Here is a 14,582-nt window from a genome sequence, read left to right as displayed (position 1 = left end):
CTAGAGAGGCAGGGCCCGGAATGAAGCGCCGGCCGCGCCGTTCCCAGCGCCCGGGACTTGAACGCGGCACCGCGAATCAAACATATCACGCTGGAAAACCGGCATTTGCCTCGAGCGCAGGAGCGCAATCTCCGCCCCTGCCGCGGTCGGGTGCCGCAGCCACGGAGCTGGAATGGACGCGAGCAAGGACCTCTATGCGGTCCTCGGGGTCGCCAAGACCGCGAGCCAGGACGAGATAAAGAAGGCCTACCGCAAGCTGGCCAAGTCGGCGCACCCGGACCTCAACCCGGGCGACAAGGGCGCCGAGGCCCGCTTCAAGGAGATCTCGGCGGCCTACGATATCCTGAAGGACCCCGAGAAGCGCGGGCGCTACGACCGGGGAGAGATCGACGCCACCGGCGCCGAGCGCCCCGAGCGGCGTTTCTACCGCGAATACGCCGACACCGGCGCCGGCCAGACCTATCGCTCGACCCGCGGCTTCGAGGACTTCGAGGACGTCTCCGACATCTTCGGCGACCTGTTCGGCCGGCATGGCCGCCAGGGCGGCTTCCGCGGCGCGCGCGGCCACCGCGGCGGCGGCGCCGGGCTGCGCATGCGCGGGCAGGACGCGCTCTACAGCCTGGAGGTGGAATTCCTCGACGCCGCCCGGGGCGCGGTCCGGCGCATCACGCTGCCGGACGGCTCGGTGCTCGACGTGCGCATCCCCGAGGGCACGCGCGACGGCCAGACCATCCGGCTCAAGGGCAAGGGCCAGCCGGGGCTGGGCGGCGGGCCCGCGGGCGACGCGCTGGTCACGATCTCGGTGAGACCACACCCGCTGTTCCGGCGCGAGGGCGACGACATCGTGATCGAGCTGCCGGTCTCGCTCGACGAGGCGGTGCTGGGGGCCAAGGTCGAGGCACCAACCATCGCCGGGCGGGTCAATGTCACGGTGCCGAAGGGGGCGAGCGGCGGCCAGACCCTGCGCCTCAAGGGCAAGGGGGTGAAGCGGCGCGGCAAGGCCGGGCACGGCGACCAGCTGATCCGGCTGCGCATCGTCTCGCCGCACAGGATCGACGCCGAGCTGGAGACGTTCATGGCCGAGTGGCGCAAATCACACGCCTATGACCCGCGCAAGGGGATGAAGTCATGACGGCCCGGCTGACCGACACCATGGTCGTCGCCGTCGTCGAGCGGCTCACCCGGCACCGGCTGGAGAGCTTCATCGCAGCGGGATGCATCCTGCCCGCCGAGCGCGACGGCGAGCGGGTGTTCGCCGAGGCGGACGTGGCACGGCTCGAGCTGTTGTGCGAGCTCTGCGAGGACTTCGGACTCGACGAGGACGGGCTGGCGCTGGTGATGTCGCTGCTCGACCAGCTGCACGGCCTGCGCCACGAGATGCGGCGGCTCGTGCGGGCGATCGACGCGGAGCCCGAGGAGGTGCGCCGGCGCATCGGCGCCGCCTATCTGCGGGAGCGCGACTAGCCGCGGGCCGGCCCGCCGGTCCGACGGAATCGCGCTACCGCGCCGGTGTCCACGCGTGGACACATAGCTAACACGTTGATTTCAAACGAAATCTTCTGTGGACGTTTTTTCCTCCGGGGAGGTCACGCCCAACGGCCTCAGCCGCGCGGCGCGGTCTTCACGCCCGCGGCTGTCAGCTTCATCAGCGACTCGGCATGGTGGGCGTGGCTCATGCGGTGGTCGAGCATGCGCCGGGCGAGGCGCATCAGCTCGGGCGCCGCGGCCGGGTCGGGGGCAAGGTCGTGCAGCTCGAGCGGGTCGGCCTCGAGGTCGAACAGCAAGGGCGGCAGGCCGCCGTTGAAATGCACGTACTTGAAGCGCCTCTCGCGCAGGATCGCGAGATTGGCCTCGGCCAGCCCGAGGCCGAGGCGGCGCTGGAACACCGTCGGCGCGACCGGATCGCCCAGATCGAGCTCGAGGAAGACGTGGTCGCGCCAGCCGGCGGGCGCCGCGCCGTCGAGGAACGGCACCAGCGAGCGGCCGTTGAAGCCGAGCGGCGCCGGAAGGCCCAGCCAGTCGAGGATGGTCGGGGCGAGGTCGATCGATTCGGTGAAGGCGTCGACCGCCGTGCCGGCGGTGGCGCGCCGGCGCGGGTCGCGGATGATCAGGGGCACGTGCCAGGCCGGGTCGTAGGGGCTGGTCTTGCCCCACATGAAATGGTCGCCCAGCATCTCGCCGTGGTCGGAGGTGACGATCACCAGCGTGTCGTCGAGCTGGCCCGACTCGCCGAGGAACCCCATGAGCCGCCCGATATGGTGGTCGATCTCGGCCGCGAGGCCGAGATAGAGCGCCCGGAGGGTCCGGCGATCGGCCTCGGCCAGCCGGTCGAGCCGGCCGTCGAAGCCGATATGCAGCGCCCGTTCGCGCGGCTCGGCGAAATAGGCGTCGAAGAAGGGATGCACGGCGCGCACGGCCGCGACGCTGCCGGGGCCGGCGGCGGGCGGCAGGCGCGCTGGGTCGTGCGAGACGTTCCAGGGTGCGGGCGCCGCCAGCGGCGGGTGCGGGCGGATGTAGCAGAGATGGGCGAACCAGTCCTCGCCGCCGCGCACCGAAAGCGCCTCGAGCGTCCTGTCGGTGAGGAAGGCGGTGTCGCTGTCCTCGGCCCGGTAGAGCGTCGGGGCGTCGAGACGGCCGCCCCCGTCCGGATCCACCGCGCGGTAGAGATCGTCGTAGTCGGCCGGCAGGTCGTAGCCCTTCGCCCTGAGATGCGCGAGCCAGGCGTGGCTGCCGTGCTCAAGGCGCATGCGCACGACCTCCGCGAATCCCGGCATCAGGCCCTCATAGGTCTGCAGGTCCGGGTCGCGCGGGTCGCGGCCGGCGGGGTCGACCGCGGTGTCGGTATAGCCGAAGAGAAGCGGCTCGCGGCCCGCCCGGCGCACCTCCAGCGCCAGGTTGGTGTGGTGGTGCGCCAGCGGCGCGCCGTTCCTGACCGAGCGGTGGTTCATGGCATAGAGCCCGGTGAGCAGGCTGGCGCGCGCCGGACCGCACGGGTTGGTGACGGTGAAGTGGCTGGAAAAGGTAACGCTGTCGGCCATCAGGGCGCGCAGGTTGGGAAGCTGCGCCGACCCGGCCAGCGCGCCGCTCAGGCAATCGGCGCGAAACTGGTCGATGACGACGAAGAGGACCTTGCCGGGGCGCGGCGCGGGGCCTTTGGCCATGGGCCGGTCTCCTGTGCCCTCAGGCAGGCGAGAGGGTGCCGGCCAGCTCCTGCCAGCGGTGGCAGGCGACCTCGCGCCCGGCGCCGCCGTCTTCAAGGCGCGGCTCCTCGCGGCGGCAGATGTCGATGGCGTGCGGGCAGCGGGTGTGGAACTTGCAGCCGGGCGGCGGGTTGGTCGGGCTGGGGATCTCGCCCTCGAGCTTCTGCGCCGAGCCGCGGTTGTCGGGGTCGAGCGAGGGGATCGCCGACAAAAGCGCCTTGGTGTAGGGGTGCCGCGGCGCGGCGAACAGCGCGCGGGTGGGCGCGGTCTCGACCAGCCGGCCGAGATACATTACCGCCACGTGGTCGCAGATATGCGCCACCACCGAGAGGTCGTGGCTGATGAACAGGATGGTCAGCCCGAGATCCTTCTTGAGCTGCTTGAGCAGGTTCAGCACGTCGGCCTGGATCGAGACGTCCAGCGCCGCCACCGCCTCGTCGGCCACGACGAAGCGCGGGTTGGCGACCAGCGTGCGGGCGATCGAGATGCGCTGGCGCTGGCCGCCCGAGAAGGCGTGCGGAAAACGGCGCAGGTGCTCGAGGTTGAGCCGGCACTTGGCGGCGATCTCGCGCACGCGACGGTCGGCGTCCTCGCGCGTCGTGGCGATGCGCATGACCTCGATCGGTTCGGCAATGATGTCGCGCACCGTCATGCGCGGGCTGAGCGCGGCGTAGGGGTCCTGAAAGATCAGCTGGGCGCGCTTGCGGTAGTCCTTGAGCTCGGCCTTGGTGATCCGGGCGAGGTCGTAGGCGACCTCGTGGTCCTGGTAGCTGACCTGGCCGCGGGTGATCGGCGCCGCCTTGAGCAGCGCCCGGCCCAGCGTGGTCTTGCCCGAGCCGGACTCCCCGACCAGGCCGAAGAAGGCGCCGCGCGGGATGTCCAGGCTGACGCCCTCGACCGCCTGCACGATGGCACGCGCGCCGAACAGCCCGCCGCCGATCGGGAAATGGACCGCGAGATCGCGCGCCGAGATGATCGGCCTGCCGGTCACGAGGCCACCGCCAGCGCGTCCTCGACCGCGAAGCAGGCGGCGGCGTGGCCGGGCTTGACGCGGATCTTCTCGGGCACGGCGGCATCGCAGCGCCCGGGCATGACCTTCGGGCAGCGGGTATGGAAGACGCAGCCCCGCGGCCGCTCCAGCGGCGATGGGATGTCGCCCGGCACGGGCGTGAGCGGCGCGTCGAGGTCCTCGAGGTCGGGCAGCGCCTTGAGCAGGCCCTGCGTGTAGGGATGCGCGGGGTTGCGGATGACCTCGCGCACGGGCCCGTACTCGACGATGCGCCCCAGATACATCACGGCAACGCTGTCGGCGGTCTGCGCGATCACGCCGAGATCATGGGTGATGAAGATGATGCCCATGCCGAACTCGGCGACCAGGTCCTTCATCAGGTCGATGACCTGCGCCTGGATGGTGACGTCGAGCGCCGTGGTCGGCTCGTCGGCGATCAGGAGCTTGGGGTGCGTCGACAGCGCCATGGCGATCATGGCGCGCTGGCGCATGCCGCCCGAAAGCTCGAAGGCGTACTGGCGGAAGCGCTTATCGGCGTCGGAGATGCCGACGCGGGCGAGCATCTCGATCGACAGCTCGCGGGCGGCGCGCTTGGTCATGTTCTTGTGCAGGCAGAGCTGTTCGACCATCTGGTCGCCGATGGTGATGGCCGGCGCGAAGCTGGCCATCGGCTCTTGGAAGATCATCGAGATGGCGCCGCCGCGCACGACGCGCATCTCGCGCGCCGAGCGCAGCGATAGCACGTCGATGGAGCCCGACTCGAGCGTGAGCGTGATGCGGCTTTTGGGCCCGTAGGCGGTGTTGTCCGCGTTGAGCTGCATGAGCGACTTGGCCGTCACCGACTTGCCCGAGCCGGATTCGCCGACCAGCCCCAGGACCTTGCCGGGGTCGAGCTCGAAGGAGACGCCGTCGACCGCGACGATGCGGCCCTCGTCGGTGTCGAACTCCACGGTGAGATCTTCGACCTTGATCAGCGTCACTTGCTGGCCTTCGCGTAAGGATCGGCGGCGTCACGCAACCCGTCGCCGACATAGACGAAAGCGAGCACCAGCGCGATGAAGAACAGGACGGGGATGAAGTACCACTGGTAGTTCAGGAGCACGTCGGCCTTGGACACGTTCTGCAACAGCGAGCCGAGCGAGTTGACCGGGTCCTTCAGCCCCAGCCCGATGAAGCTGAGCGCCGTCTCCGAGCGCACCATGTAGGGAAACGAGATCATCAGGTCGACGATGATATAGGAGGTGAAGCTCGGCAGCAGGTGGCGCCGGATGATGTGGCTCGAGGACGCACCGCACAGCTGCGCGGCCAGCACGTATTCCTGGCTGCGCTCGGTCAAGAGGTGGGTGCGTATTCGTCGCGCCAGTGTCGGCCAGTTGATGAAGCCCAGGACGCAGGAGATGAAGAAGAACCGCATCTCCGAGCTCCAGGTCTGGGGGATGAAGGCGGCGATGGCCATGAACAGCGGGATCGGCGGCACGGTCCGGATCGCGTCGGTGATCATCTGGATGGCGGAGTCGATCCAGCCGCCGAAATAGCCCGCCACCCCGCCGATCACCAGCGACAGCACGAAGGAGATGAAGACGCCGATCGTCCCGACCGCGAGCGAGGTCCACACCGCCGCCAAGGTGCGGCCGAAGATGTCCTTGCCGCTGGCATCCGTGCCGAAGAGGTGAATCTGGCCCTTGTCGACGCCGAACAGGTGGGTGTTGAAGGTGAGCGCCCGCAGGTTCGTGTCGACGTGGAAGAGCGGCAGGTCGAGGCGGATGTTGATCAGGCTGTACTGCCAGCCCTTGACGAAGAAATACACATAATGCCGGTCGTTGCGCTCGACCGTCATCACCCAGCGGAAATTGGTGGCCATCGAGCGGGTCCGCTTGGTGCCGTAGATGAAGGGCCGGAACGAGAAGCCGTTCTCGTCCCAGAAGCGCGGAATCTGCGGCGCGCCATTCTCGTATTGCGGGTCGCGGCCGTTGATCGTCGGGTCGTAGGGCGACAGGAACGGCGAGAAATAGCCCATCATGATCAGGCCGATCAGCACCCATGCGGCGATCATGGCCGAGCGATTGTGGCGGAAACGGGCCCAGATCAGCTGGGATTGCGTGGCGGTGAAATAGGCTTCCTTGCGGCGCTGGTCGGTGCCGCCTTTGGCGGGGGGCACGCTGGAGGCCGTGGCTTCCGTCATGGCCTATCCTATCATTCCGCGCCGCACCCGCGGATCGAGAACCGCGAGCAGGACGTCGGTCACGAAGTTGATGGTCACGATGCTGGCGGTCAGCAGGAAGATGATCGCGCCGGCAAGCTGCTGATCGTTCGACCGCGCCAGCGCCTCGATCAGCAGCGACCCGGCCTCGGTCAGCGTCATGATCAGCGCCACGATCGGCAGCTCGTTGAAGATGCGGTTGAGGTCGAAGCCCAGCGAGTTGATCACCGGCCCGAGCGCATGGCGCGCCGGATAGCGCCACAACAGCTGCCTGCCCGAGATGCCCCGCGCCCGGGCAGCGGTCACATAGAGCTTGCCGATCTCGTCGGACATCAGCGCGCGCACGGTCTGCAGCGCGAAGGCGGTGGCCGACCAGCCCAGGATGAACACCGGCAGCCAGGCATGCCCGAGGAAATCCTTCAGCCGCGCCCAGGACCAGGCGGAGTCGCGAAATTGCTCCGAGAAGAGCCCCGTGAGGCTGTTGCCAAACAGCACCGTCGAGATCAGCATGATGATCAGCGCCAGCAGGAAGTTCGGCAGCGCGAGCCCCAGATAGCTGGTAAATCTCAGCGAGTTGTTGACCGTCGCGCTCTTCGCGCTGGCAGCCATTATGCCGACGGGTATCGCGATCAGATAGGCCAGGATCAGCGCCGTGAGGCAGATGCCGAGGCTGATCCAGAACTTGTCGCCCATCAGCCGCGAGATGTTCAGCCGCAGGATGCAGCTCTCGCCGAACTGGCCATGGAACAGCGCGTTGCCCAGCCAGCTGCTCCAGCGCACCAGGAAGGGCCGGTTGAGGCCGAGCCGGATGCGCTCCGACTGGATGTCGGCCACCGAGATCTGCGAGCCCTGGGTGTTCTTGAAGGCGAGATAGCGCTCGGCGCAGTCGCCGGGCACCAGCTCCATCAGCGAGAACACGATCAGCGACACGAGCACGAGCGTGAACAGCGCCATAGCCGCGCGCATGATCACGAATCTGGCGAATTGCAGCATCGGTCGTGCCCTGTCCGCACCCGGTTTGGTCCGGGTTGTTTCTGTCGGTCAGTATCGTCCCGTTGCTCGGCCCGAGACAAGCTTGGAACCGGGCGCGCGCGGCGCCCGGTCCGGTTTTGCGTCACAGTGCAGCGGTCACTTGGCGAAGTACCATTGCTGCGGCCGGTAGGGATAGGTCCGGTAGTACTCGTAGGACGCGGTCTTGAACGGGACGAAGTTCTTGAGCGCGTTCCGGTGGTAGATCGGATCCGACGACAGCACCGTGCCGATGAACAGCAGGTGGCCGGTCATGTTCTCGACCAGCTTCTCGCCGAGCTTGTCCGACTTGGGCGAGCCCGGCTGGGCCGACTGGAAGGCGTAGATGTCCTTGCGCATCTGCATGACCCAGTCCGGCGGCTTGACGCCCTTGGTGCCCTTGGAGTCGATGTACTCGGCCCACAGCATGCCGGTGCGGTGGCCGAAATAGTTCTCGAAGGGCGGCACCCACAATTCGTCGGTCGCCATGACGATCGGCAGCGGCTGGCCCTTCTCCCACATTCCGACATCGAGCTGGTTGGAGGACTGCGCCGAGCGGTACTCGTCCGGCGTGACTTCCTTGACCGTGGTCTGGATGCCGACCTTCGACCAATACTGGCCGACCAGCTCGACCACCTGTCCGGCGATGCCCTGGGTGGAGAACTGCATGTTCAGCACCAGCTTCTGCCCGTTCGGCAGCTCGCGGAAGCCGTCGCCGTCGATATCCTTCATGCCGATCTCGTCAAGCAGCTCGTTGGCCTTCTTGGGATCGTACTGGGTGGCATATGTCAGCCACTTCTTGTCGATGAAGCCCGGCTTGGGCGAGAAGCCGATATACTGCCTGGGCTCGCCCTGGCCGAAATAGGCGACCTGGTTGAGCTCGTCGCGGTTGATCGCGATCGACATCGCCTTGCGGAACCGGATGTCGCCGAAGACCTTGCGCTTCTCCAGATCCTCGTCGGTCACGTTGAACGAGAAGACGTGCTCGGCGATCTTGGGCTTGAGGTCGATCGTGTAGTCGCCTTTCTTGCGGTTCTGCAAGAGCAGCGGGAGATCGGCGATCTGCAGCGACTGGGCCTTGTAGTCGACCTCGCCGTTGATCAGCTTCAGGAGCCGCACCTGCTGCTCGTTGACGTAGATCTCGTCCTGCTCGGATATGTAGGGCAGCTGGTTGCCCGCCGTGTCGACCTGGAAGAAGTAGGGGTTGGCGACGAAGTGCCTGCCCTCGGTGGTCTGCTTCACGTCGACGTAGCTCTCCAGCGACGGCAGCGCGGCTGCGGGAAGATGCGCCACCAAATTCGGGCTGTTGAGCATCGGCGAGGCGGTGTCGGTCCAGTCCGAATTGCCGTAGTAGGCGGCGATGACGGCGTAGCCGTTCTTGAAGCCGAGCGATTGCGCCAGCTTGTCGGCATCGGGGTTGATCGCCGGGTGGAACTGGCCGAGGAAATGCTTCGGCTGGAAGGCCTGGGCGAAGTGCGTCGCGAAATGCGCCAGCAGCCCCGGCTTCGGCGCCGGCAGGTCGAAGCGCACCGTCTCCGGATTCAGCACCTCGACGGTCATCCGCTTGCCGCCGACCAGCACATAGTCCTTGGGCTTGGCGTAGACATGCGGGTCCATCTCGAGGTCGTCATACCAGAACTTGACGTCCGCCGCGGTGAAGGGCTGGCCGTCCGACCACTTGTGCCCCTTGCGCAGATGGAAGGTCAGCTGGGTGTAATCCTTGTTCCACTCCCACGACTTGGCCACGTTGGGGACGATCGTCTGCAGGTCGTCCGAGTAGCGCACGAGGTTGACGTGGCGGATCGACAGGAAGTCCGAGGTGCCGGCTTCCGACGCGTTCGAGAGCGCGTGGAAGGTGCCGCCATAGGTGCCGATTTTGTCGTAGGGAACGACCACCAGCGGGTCGGCCGGCAGCCGCTTGGCGACCGGCGGCAGCGTCTTCGGATTGCCCTGGATGCGGGCGTTCATTGCCGTGATCGCCGGGTTCTCGTGGAAGGTCATCGTGCAGTGCGCGGCCTTCTCGAACTCGGTCAGATCGTACTGCTCGGGGAAGACACCCGGAGGCACCCCCTTCATGTCCTTCAAGGTGATTGCCGGGCAAGTCCCGGCGAAGGCCGGAGCCCCGAGTGCCAGGACCGCGATCCCGGCCAACAGCAGGCGTTTCATGGTTGTGACTCCCCTCAGACGTCCTGTTTGTGTGGGTAAAATTAAATGCGCACGGCGCGAATCGCACTATAGGCCGGAATTGTGACAGCATGACCCGGCTTCATGCGCCTGAAATCCTTGCGGATCATGACGCTGGCTCCCTCCCCGGCGACGGCGGCCGTGACCACGGCGGACCCTTGGGGCAGGCTCGCGAACCACGTGCCGCGCGGCGCCCCGGAGGCCTCTTGGCGGGCCATATTGGACGTGCGGAATGAATAGTTAAAATCTATTGTTCTTATAACTGCATCGAAATTGTCGATGTATTGCGCGGCCGGCCCATGTTGCGGCGTCTGAGTCTCTCCTGCCGCTGCTTAGCGCCATGACGGACCACTCGGACACGATGGCTGATGCACTCGCGACCCGCCGGGTGGTGCGTGCGGTCTCCGCGCACCCTCAAAGCGAAACCGTCGTGGACCGCGCGGCCGAGGAAGGCATCCTCCTGTGTGCCGACAATTGCCGCGTGCGCCTCGGCGCATCTTCATGCCGGCCAACGACATCGGGCGGTTGCTCGCCGGCCTGTCCGCGCTCCTGCCCTGAGCGGCCTGCTGCGCAACGGTTGATTGCTGACAGACGGATCGCCATCTGCGCTGCGTATCTGTGGCAGCACACACACAGAGAGAGGAGCGTGACGCGTGAGACGAACAGGACCGACGCCCCGCATGCATTCGGCACTGCTCGGCATCGCCTTGGCATTGTCGCTCGCCGCGGCCGTGGCACCGGCCGGCGCCGCCGACGCGGCGACCGAGGGCAAGACCACCTTGCTCGGCCCCTGGCTGAGCGGGAAAAAGGGCGTCATCGTCGACTTCTACGCTTGCGGATCGAACGTGTGCGGCCGCATCGCCTGGCTCGGCGATCCCCTCAACGACGGCAAACCGAAGCGGGACAAGAAGAACCCGGATCCGGCGCTGCGCGACCGGCCGCTTTGCGGCATCCAGGTCATCAGCGGCCTCGAGCCCCAAGGCGGCGGCGTCTGGGACGACGGCCAAGTCTATGACCCCAAGCACGGCAACAGCTACAGTTTGGAGGTGACGAAGCTCTCCAACAACCGGCTCAAGCTGCGCGCCTATCTCGGCATCAAGCTGCTCGGCATCAGCGAAGTCTGGACCCGCCCGGACCCGAATCACGAGATCGGCTGCGTCTCGGCGAAATAGCCGCCGGGGTCAGGACATTGCGTCCTCCGGTTGCGTGTCGTTCCCGCCGCCGAGCCGCTTCTCATAGATCCTGTAGGTCTTTGCCAGCCGGCCGCCGACGCTCTCGACCACCCGGCGCACCGGCCAGTTGTCCTCGAGCAGCCAGCTCAGCTCGAGCTCCTCGAAGCCGCGCGCGAGGCTGCGCTCCTCGAGCGCATAGATCAGCTTGAGCGGCAGCGTCTTGCCCAGGAGCGTGTGCGCATGGGCCCGCCGCACGCCCATGAGCGGCACGCGCGCCGTGCGGATGCGCCCGAACTTGAGCCGCCATAGGAGCTTGACGAGACCGAAGGGAACCAGCCTGCCGCCGAGATCGGCGATCAGCTCGTTGATGTTGGGCAGCAGCACGATGAAGGCCGCCGGCGCGCCATGCACCTCGGCGATCTTCACCAGGCCGGGATCGAGGATCGGCTTCATCTCGTCGGCCAGCGCCTCGGTCTCGGCCGCGGTCAGCGGCGTGAAGCCCCAGTTCCCGGCCCAGGCATCGTTGAAGATGTCGGTGATCACCGCCACCTCGTCGCGGTAGCGGCGCATGTCGATCGAGCGGATCGTGACGCCGTCGGAGCGGCGCTCGGCCAGCCGGCGCGGGCCGTCCTCCAGCCCGCCGTGCGCGTCCATCCGGTAGGCCACGAGGTCCTTGGCCGCGGCATAGCCGCACGCCTCGACGGCGGCGCCCAGCCAGGCTGGGTTGTGGCCCATCATCAGCTGCGGCGGCGTGTCGAAGCCTTCGACCAGGAGACCGCTGGTCTGATTGATCGAAAGGTCGAACGGCCCACGCACGACGCCCGCGCCGCGTCGGGCCAGCCAGCCCTCGGCGGCGGCGAAAAGCGCGGCCAGCGCCTCCGCGTCGTCCTCGGCCGCCAGCATGCCGAAGAAACCGAGGCGCGCGCTGTCCACCTCAGGTGCCAGGCGGTCGAGTTGGGCGCTGATCCGCCCGACCGGGCGACCGTCGCGCCACGCCAGCCAGAAGGCGGCCTCGGCGTGCTCGAGGAACGGGTTGGTGCGCGGCATCAGGAAACGGCGGCGCTCGAGCCAGAGCGGTTCGACCCAGTTGGGGTCGTCGCCCCAGAGCTGGCCGGGCAGGCGGATGAAGGTCTCGCGCTGTCGGCGTACCTCGACCGGTGTCACCGTGACCATGCTGTCTCCCTCACTCCTCGATCACGACGATAGCCCAGAGTCCGAGCACAAAAAAGACCGCCGGGGCCATGAACGCCGCCAGCACCGCCTGCATCGCGCCGGCCTGGCCAAGCGACGAGAGGACGCCGTTCACCAGCACGAAGCCCGTCCCGGCCGCCACGCCAAGGGCGATGTAGCGCGCGCCGCCACCGCTGCGCACCAGCCCGAAGCTGGCAAGCGCACCGAACACCACCATCACCGCGGGGATGAGGAAGGCGGCATAGCTTCGCCAAAGCTGGACCAGGTAGTAGGGCGTGCCGCGTGCGCCCGGCCGCTCGCCCGAGAGGATGCGCCGCACATCCGCCGTGGACACCAGATCGGGCCGGCGCGCCGCGCCGATCACGCCCGCCGGCGTCAGCCGTGACTTCCAGTACAGCATGCTCATCGTCTCGGGCTTGCGATCGGGCCTGTGCACCGTGACGCCGGTCAGCTGCCAGTCCTCGCCGGCATAGCGTGCCACGGCAGCGTCGATGCGGCGATTGAGCTCTCCGTCCGGCGCTGTCTCGAAGATGCTCACATCGTAGAGCACCGAGCCGTTGGCCGAGGTGCGGCCGATGCGAATCACCGCCTTCCAGTCGCGCAGCCAGACCTCGGACTTGATGTCCGGCGTGTCGACGAACTCGGGGAAGCGCTCGACCAGCGCCTGCTCGGCCGCCGGCCCGATGCGCGCCGCGAGCTGGTTCTGCGCCGCGCCGAGCAGGAGCGCGAGCGGGATCAGACGAAGCACGACGCTCACCGTGTTCACGCCCGCGGTCCGGACGACCACCATCTCGTTGCGCGCGGCGAGCGCGAAGAACGCCAGCGTGGCGCCGAACAGGACGCCCAGGGGGAACACGGTGAGCAGGATCAGCGGCGCGCGTAACAGGGCATACTGGCCCACCCCACCCAGGCCGTGCGTCCGGATCAGATCGGTCGAATTCTCGAGCAGATCGAAGCTGAGGCCAAGCAGGACGAACCCGGTGAGAACCGCGAGGATCCGGCCCGCCACCACGCGGGTGAGGTAAAGCGCAAGCGTCACGGGCCGGTCTCGTGACGCCCGGCAAGACGCCGCGCCAGCGCCGCGGCATCGACCGCGAGCAGGTCGATGCGGCGGAGCACGCCGCGCAGCGGCGATGGCGTGCCCTGCCCGGCGGTGACGGCATAGAGCCAGAAGCCCAGAAGCATAAACGACGCGCCCACCGCCCACACCGAGAGCACCGGGTCGACGCGGCCGAGCCGGGCCATGGAATCGACCGTGTCCAGCAACTGGTTGAAGGCCACGAGGATCACCACGGCAACGCCGACCCTGGGCCAGGCCGGTGCACGCTTGCGCGTGACGCCGAGCGGAATCGACAGCATCGCCACGCCGATCAGCGTCACCGCCCGCACCAGCCGCATGTGGAACTCGGCCCAGAAAGTCGGCTGCGCCGGCAGGCCGTCGGCTCCGGTGGCGCGCGCGACCAGCTCGCCGAAGGTCAGCTCGCGGTCGTTGTTGCCGCCGCCGCGCGGGCGGAAGGGGTTGCGGTCGATCGCGAAGGTCTGGTGCAGGGTCAGGTCGTCGAACTGGATCCAGCCGCCCGGGACCAGGCCGCGGCCGTGCTTGAGCAGCAGGCGGATGACACGGGCCTTCGGATCGGGCACGATCAGCCCGCGCTGGGCGGTGAACACCGACTCGGTACCGTCCTTGTTGTGCTGCAGGACGAAGACGCGCGAGAGCACGTGCCCGGTCGGGTCGATCTCGCCCGCCGAGATCACCAGGCCGCTGTCCGTCCTGACGAAGACGCCCTCCTCGAGCCGCCCGGTCCAGCCCGCATTGTAGGCGGCGTGCTTGATCGCGCGGTAGGCGTAGCGCGTGTATGGCTGCAGCTCGCCGAAAAGCGGCAGGCTGGCGATCGCCAGCACGACGGACAGGGCCACGATCGGCGCGCCGATGCGCCGGAGCGACCAGCCGGCGTTCTCGAGCGCGTCGAGCTCGTTCTCGCGCGACAGCGTGGCCAGCAGGGTCAGCACGGCGATGCAGAAGGTGACCGGCAGGGCGAGCCCCAGATAGTGCGGGATCAGGTTCAGCGCCATGCCGAGGACGAGGTCGAGCGGGGCGCCCTGCGTGGTCACGAGGTCGATCAGCTGGAGCGCCTTCTCGAGCAGGAGCGCCAGGAGCGTAATGACCAGGACAAGCCCGATGCGCGGCATCATCCGCCGCAGCAGGTAGCGGTCGAGCTTTGTCACCTGGAACCGGCGCGGCCTCATGCCCGGCTCACCGGTCGCCGGGCAGCCAGCACGCGTCGATGCCGGGCGCAGGCCGGCCGGGCTTGTGCAGGATGGGCTGGGTCACGGGTCGGTCACGGATGGGTCACGGGGCGAGGTCTCCGGGCTAAAGCGCGGCTCAGGCAATGTCTAGGGCGCGGAGGCGTTGCCGACAAGCTGGCCCGCGCCTGCGTCAAATTCCTCCACCTGCTCGACGTTGACAATATGCCCAGGCACGGCGATGAAGTCGCGCCTTGCCGGCTCGGCGTTCGGGACGATCCGCGTCGCGGGTCGGCGCGGCGCGACTTGCAGCGCTTTTCAAGGCTCCGGCCAGGCGTTAGCAAGGGCGGGACGAGAAACGAAGGCAGAGACAT

At 67.9% G+C, this 14,582-nt stretch carries 12 protein-coding genes; 3 read left to right on the top strand and 9 right to left on the bottom strand.

Annotation, left to right across the window (positions count from 1 at the left end; translation table 11 throughout):
- Positions 1–172: 172 nt before the first annotated feature.
- Positions 173–1,132: a DnaJ C-terminal domain-containing protein gene (locus AC32QD_RS13990; RefSeq protein WP_492011122.1), complete on the top strand. Its 960-nt coding sequence runs from the start codon at positions 173–175 to the stop codon at positions 1,130–1,132.
- The gene (locus tag AC32QD_RS13985; protein WP_492011121.1) at positions 1,129–1,464 is read left to right on the top strand and encodes a chaperone modulator CbpM; all 336 of its coding nucleotides are present in this window, start codon (positions 1,129–1,131) and stop codon (positions 1,462–1,464) included. Before AC32QD_RS13990 ends, AC32QD_RS13985 begins: the two co-directional genes overlap by 4 nt.
- A gap of 137 nt (positions 1,465–1,601) precedes the next feature.
- On the opposite strand, the gene AC32QD_RS13980 is transcribed toward AC32QD_RS13985, so the two are convergent.
- The 6 genes from AC32QD_RS13980 to AC32QD_RS13955 all read right to left on the bottom strand — a co-directional run bounded on the left by AC32QD_RS13980 (position 1,602) and on the right by AC32QD_RS13955 (position 9,583).
- The gene (locus AC32QD_RS13980; RefSeq protein ID WP_492011120.1) at positions 1,602–3,161 is read right to left on the bottom strand and encodes a sulfatase-like hydrolase/transferase; all 1,560 of its coding nucleotides are present in this window, start codon (positions 3,159–3,161) and stop codon (positions 1,602–1,604) included.
- A gap of 19 nt (positions 3,162–3,180) precedes the next feature.
- Complete coding sequence (locus AC32QD_RS13975; protein ID WP_492011119.1) at positions 3,181–4,191, bottom strand: ABC transporter ATP-binding protein; 1,011 nt, start codon at positions 4,189–4,191, stop codon at positions 3,181–3,183.
- Positions 4,188–5,189 carry an ABC transporter ATP-binding protein gene (locus tag AC32QD_RS13970; protein WP_492011118.1) on the bottom strand — a complete coding sequence of 334 codons (1,002 nt, stop codon included), beginning with the start codon at positions 5,187–5,189 and terminating at the stop codon, positions 4,188–4,190. The genes AC32QD_RS13975 and AC32QD_RS13970 overlap by 4 nt, the downstream gene beginning before the upstream one ends.
- Positions 5,186–6,391, bottom strand: coding sequence for an ABC transporter permease (locus tag AC32QD_RS13965; RefSeq protein ID WP_492011117.1), 1,206 nt, complete (start codon positions 6,389–6,391; stop codon positions 5,186–5,188). Before AC32QD_RS13965 ends, AC32QD_RS13970 begins: the two co-directional genes overlap by 4 nt.
- A gap of 3 nt (positions 6,392–6,394) precedes the next feature.
- On the bottom strand, positions 6,395–7,402 hold the full coding sequence (locus AC32QD_RS13960) for an ABC transporter permease (RefSeq protein ID WP_492011116.1): 1,008 nt from the start codon (positions 7,400–7,402) through the stop codon (positions 6,395–6,397).
- Positions 7,403–7,537: 135 nt separating this feature from the next.
- A complete protein-coding gene (locus tag AC32QD_RS13955; RefSeq protein ID WP_492011115.1) occupies positions 7,538–9,583 on the bottom strand; it encodes an ABC transporter substrate-binding protein in 2,046 nt (681 codons plus the stop codon).
- Positions 9,584–10,281: 698 nt separating this feature from the next.
- On the opposite strand from AC32QD_RS13955, the gene AC32QD_RS13950 reads away from it, so the two are divergent.
- The gene (locus AC32QD_RS13950; protein ID WP_492011114.1) at positions 10,282–10,773 is read left to right on the top strand and encodes a DUF2147 domain-containing protein; all 492 of its coding nucleotides are present in this window, start codon (positions 10,282–10,284) and stop codon (positions 10,771–10,773) included.
- Between the two features lie 9 nt (positions 10,774–10,782).
- On the opposite strand, the gene AC32QD_RS13945 is transcribed toward AC32QD_RS13950, so the two are convergent.
- Genes AC32QD_RS13945 through AC32QD_RS13935 form a run of 3 tightly spaced genes read right to left on the bottom strand, consistent with a single transcriptional unit; the run spans position 10,783 to position 14,211 of the window.
- On the bottom strand, positions 10,783–11,946 hold the full coding sequence (locus AC32QD_RS13945) for an N-acetyltransferase (protein WP_492011113.1): 1,164 nt from the start codon (positions 11,944–11,946) through the stop codon (positions 10,783–10,785).
- 10 nt (positions 11,947–11,956) lie between these two features.
- Complete coding sequence (locus tag AC32QD_RS13940) at positions 11,957–13,003, bottom strand: LptF/LptG family permease (RefSeq protein ID WP_492011112.1); 1,047 nt, start codon at positions 13,001–13,003, stop codon at positions 11,957–11,959.
- Positions 13,000–14,211, bottom strand: a complete 1,212-nt coding sequence (locus AC32QD_RS13935) for an LptF/LptG family permease (RefSeq protein ID WP_492011111.1) — start codon at positions 14,209–14,211, stop codon at positions 13,000–13,002. The genes AC32QD_RS13940 and AC32QD_RS13935 overlap by 4 nt, the downstream gene beginning before the upstream one ends.
- Positions 14,212–14,582 lie beyond the last annotated feature (371 nt).

The organism is Thermohalobaculum sp., from assembly GCF_058622915.1.
The sequence above is the reverse complement of the archived record's forward strand: the minus strand, read 5'-3'. Positions and strand labels throughout refer to the sequence as shown.

Bases quoted from the DNA above. Each gene is read 5' to 3' on its own strand.
- AC32QD_RS13990 (WP_492011122.1), top strand. From the start codon at position 173: ATGGACGCGAGCAAGGACCTCTATGCGGTCCTCGGGGTCGCCAAGACC.
- AC32QD_RS13985 (WP_492011121.1), top strand. From the start codon at position 1,129: ATGACGGCCCGGCTGACCGACACCATGGTCGTCGCCGTCGTCGAGCGG.
- AC32QD_RS13980 (WP_492011120.1), bottom strand. From the start codon at position 3,161: ATGGCCAAAGGCCCCGCGCCGCGCCCCGGCAAGGTCCTCTTCGTCGTC.
- AC32QD_RS13965 (WP_492011117.1), bottom strand. From the start codon at position 6,391: ATGACGGAAGCCACGGCCTCCAGCGTGCCCCCCGCCAAAGGCGGCACC.
- AC32QD_RS13960 (WP_492011116.1), bottom strand. From the start codon at position 7,402: ATGCTGCAATTCGCCAGATTCGTGATCATGCGCGCGGCTATGGCGCTG.
- AC32QD_RS13955 (WP_492011115.1), bottom strand. From the start codon at position 9,583: ATGAAACGCCTGCTGTTGGCCGGGATCGCGGTCCTGGCACTCGGGGCT.
- AC32QD_RS13950 (WP_492011114.1), top strand. From the start codon at position 10,282: ATGCATTCGGCACTGCTCGGCATCGCCTTGGCATTGTCGCTCGCCGCG.
- AC32QD_RS13945 (WP_492011113.1), bottom strand. From the start codon at position 11,946: ATGGTCACGGTGACACCGGTCGAGGTACGCCGACAGCGCGAGACCTTC.
- AC32QD_RS13935 (WP_492011111.1), bottom strand. From the start codon at position 14,211: ATGAGGCCGCGCCGGTTCCAGGTGACAAAGCTCGACCGCTACCTGCTG.